Annotated in this window: 5 protein-coding genes and 1 pseudogene; 1 reads left to right on the top strand and 5 read right to left on the bottom strand. The window is 74.6% G+C overall.

Going from position 1 to position 2,619, the window contains the following annotated elements; genetic code table 11:
* Positions 1-296, top strand: a pseudogene (locus ACFFNX_RS47365) (serine hydrolase); the annotation flags it as partial.
* A 27-nt stretch (positions 297-323) separates the two neighbouring features.
* Here the strand turns inward: ACFFNX_RS47365 and ACFFNX_RS47360 are convergent.
* The 5 genes from ACFFNX_RS47360 to ACFFNX_RS47340 all read right to left on the bottom strand — a co-directional run.
* Entirely contained in the window at positions 324-887 is a 564-nt protein-coding gene (locus tag ACFFNX_RS47360; protein WP_378212970.1) for a hypothetical protein, read from the bottom strand.
* 18 nt (positions 888-905) lie between these two features.
* Entirely contained in the window at positions 906-1,082 is a 177-nt protein-coding gene (locus tag ACFFNX_RS47355) for a hypothetical protein (protein ID WP_378212969.1), read from the bottom strand.
* Positions 1,083-1,191: 109 nt separating this feature from the next.
* The gene (locus ACFFNX_RS47350) at positions 1,192-1,779 is read right to left on the bottom strand and encodes a hypothetical protein (protein WP_378212967.1); all 588 of its coding nucleotides are present in this window, start codon (positions 1,777-1,779) and stop codon (positions 1,192-1,194) included.
* Between the two features lie 43 nt (positions 1,780-1,822).
* Positions 1,823-2,341: a thioredoxin domain-containing protein gene (locus ACFFNX_RS47345; RefSeq protein WP_378212966.1), complete on the bottom strand. Its 519-nt coding sequence runs from the start codon at positions 2,339-2,341 to the stop codon at positions 1,823-1,825.
* A gap of 55 nt (positions 2,342-2,396) precedes the next feature.
* On the bottom strand, positions 2,397-2,619 hold a 223-nt coding region (locus ACFFNX_RS47340; RefSeq protein WP_378212965.1), incomplete at its 5' end, for a hypothetical protein.

Raw genomic sequence — 2,619 nt, 5'->3', positions numbered from 1 at the left:
CGGCGGTGGAGCTGATGACCACCGACCACCTCACGCCGGCGCAGAAGGCGGGCAGTGAGCTGTTCCTCGGCTCGGGCGGCTGGGGGTTCGGCATCGCGGTGGACGGGGGCCGCGACGACCTGGCCACGCGCCCGGGACGCTTCGGCTGGGCCGGGGGCCTGGGCACGACGGCCGCCGCCGACCCGTCCGAGGGGCTCGTGGGCGTCCTGTTCACCCAGGCCGCGATGACGTCGCCGCGCCCGCCGCGGGTGTTCCAGGACTTCTGGACCACGGTGTACGCGGCCATCGACGACTGAGCGTCGTCGTCGCGCCGACCGGCTTCGTCATCCTCGGAGCACGAGCAGGATCGCCAGGGACACCAGCACGGTCACGCCGATCGCGTTCGTCACGAGCGGCATGCGGGTCACGCGGCGGTCGTCCCACTCGTCGTGGCGGCTGGCGTACCGGGCCGCCGCGGTCGCGGCGCGGCCGGTCCCGAAGCCCGTGCCGGTCAGGAGCGTGGGCACCGGTCCCTGATGGGCGAGCAGCAGCCCGAGCGCGACGACGTACGGGGCGCTCGCGGAGACGTACGTGCGCACGCCGGTGCCCAGCTCGAACCCGAACTGCAGCGCGCCCCGCCGTACCCGGGCGCGCAGCACCTCCTGCGGGATCTGCCGGGCGTTCTGCGGCATCGGGATCCGCACCCACCCCGCCTCACGCGCGACGCCGAGGGCCGCCACGGCGAGGATGAGCGCGGTGCGCACCGGTCCCGGAAGGGGCGCCGCCAGGCCGGACAGCAGCCACAGCACGGTCGCGGTGACCTCGCCGCCGAGCAGCAGCCCGGCGGAGAAGACGGCGAGGACCTGGCCCTGCCGTACGGGAGCCCGCCAACCTGGCGAGAACAGCACGAAGTCGCTGTTACGCGTTCAAACCGAGCCGGACAGCGAATAGCCGGCGAGCACCCCCACCGAGGCCCAGCACAGCACCGCCTGGTCGGCGGCCGCCGCCGCGACGGCCAGCAGGGCCAGTACGGCGAACGGCAGCATCGGCTCGGTCAGCCCCCGGCGCAGGCGCCCCGCGGGCACCCGGTCAGCCGCGAGCATGCGCCCACCCGCGGACGGGTTCGAAGCCCGCCGGACGCGGGCCGCGCGAGGGCGGGATCCGGTCGAGTCCGATCACGAGGGCACCTCGCTCCGCCTCCGCCGTCCGGGCTCAGCTGCAGGCATACGCCCACCGGCAGATGGACTTGTACCAGGTGCCGGCGGCGCTCTTCGTCCAGCCGTCGTGGCAGCGCCAGGTCACCGATGTCGGGCAGTCCCCGCAGGGGTTCGCGTAGTGCCAGATCCAGCCGTCGTACTTGGAGCCGTAGCACTCGTTCGGCCGCAGCTTGTACTGGCCCGGGTCCGAGACGCCCGACTTGTGATAGCCGCGGTACGTGCCGCTCGTCCGGCACGCGGTGGACACCACGGTGCTGGGCCCGCAGCCGGGGGAGCAGTTGTGCGACGACGCGTACGACGGGCACGTGCTGTAGATGTCGTAGTAGCCCGGGGTCAGGCCATGCGTGTAGGTGCCCGGGGTCCAGCCCTTGGTGCCGGGCCCCGAGGCCGCCAGGGCCTTGCGCGCCGGGGTGAAGACCCCCACGGCGACCAGCCCGGCCGTGGTGCCGGCGGCGATCACTCCGCCGAGAAGGGACCGGCGGCCGACGCCTTCGGCGGTCGCCGCGGGCGCGCGGCGGCGTACCCGCTCGGCGCCCTCCGGGCGGGGGCCGCGCAGCGGGGGGATGCTGTCGAGATCGAGCATGGCCACTCCTCGTTCCCGCGGCCGCTCGGGGCCGCGTCAGGTCTCACCGTGTGCTGGGGTCCAGCTCCGCGTCGCCGTGCAGCCGTCCACCGGCGTCGGTGACCAGGGCGTGCAGGCCGCGGATCGACCCGACCGGCTCCGCCGTGCGCACCCGCCCGTCGGCGCCGATGATCACTCCGTACGGCGTGGCCGGGACCTGGTACGCCGTGAAGAGCTCGGCCTGGCGCGACAGGACCGCGATGTTGGCCGGCGGGTCCCCGCCGATCGGCTCCTCGGCGAAGATCGCCCTGGTCGCCGGGGCGCCGCGGAGTCCGAGCGCCTCCTGGAAGACGTCGTGGCAGACCGGGCAGTCCTCGCTCAGGAACAGCAGGAGGGTCGCCTGCCCGGGCTCGGCCCGTACGACGTCCAGGGCGGGCGCGGGCGTGCCGGCCCGCAGTCCGAGGTCGCGGGTGCGCGGCCCCTGCGTGAGCTGGTGCACCTGGCGCACCAGCCCGGAGACGACCAGCGCGAGCAGCACGATCGCCACCCACGTCAGCAGCAGCGCGGTGGTCTCGAAACTCATGGGCCCTCCTTCGGCGGGGGAGTGACCTCGGACGTCGTGTCCCCGATTCGCTCATTCATGGGGCGGCCCGCCTTTCGGGATCGAACATGGCCTGCGGCAGCAGCGAGAGCAGCACCCCGAACACGACGGAGGCCAGGACCGCGATCGCGGTGTGGGCGCCGTGCGCCGGCGTCGTCCCGTCGGCCGCCACGAGAGACGCGAGCGCGAGCGCGGCGGCGCGTCCGGCCACCCAGCCGCTCATCGGCGTGTCCCCACCCGGCCCGGTCGCACAGCCGCAC

The sequence above is a fragment of the Actinoallomurus acaciae genome (genome assembly GCF_042429965.1).
In the GTDB taxonomy this organism is placed as follows: Bacteria; Actinomycetota; Actinomycetes; order Streptosporangiales; family Streptosporangiaceae; genus Actinoallomurus; species Actinoallomurus acaciae.
This window is presented reverse-complemented; position numbering and strand designations above follow the sequence as displayed.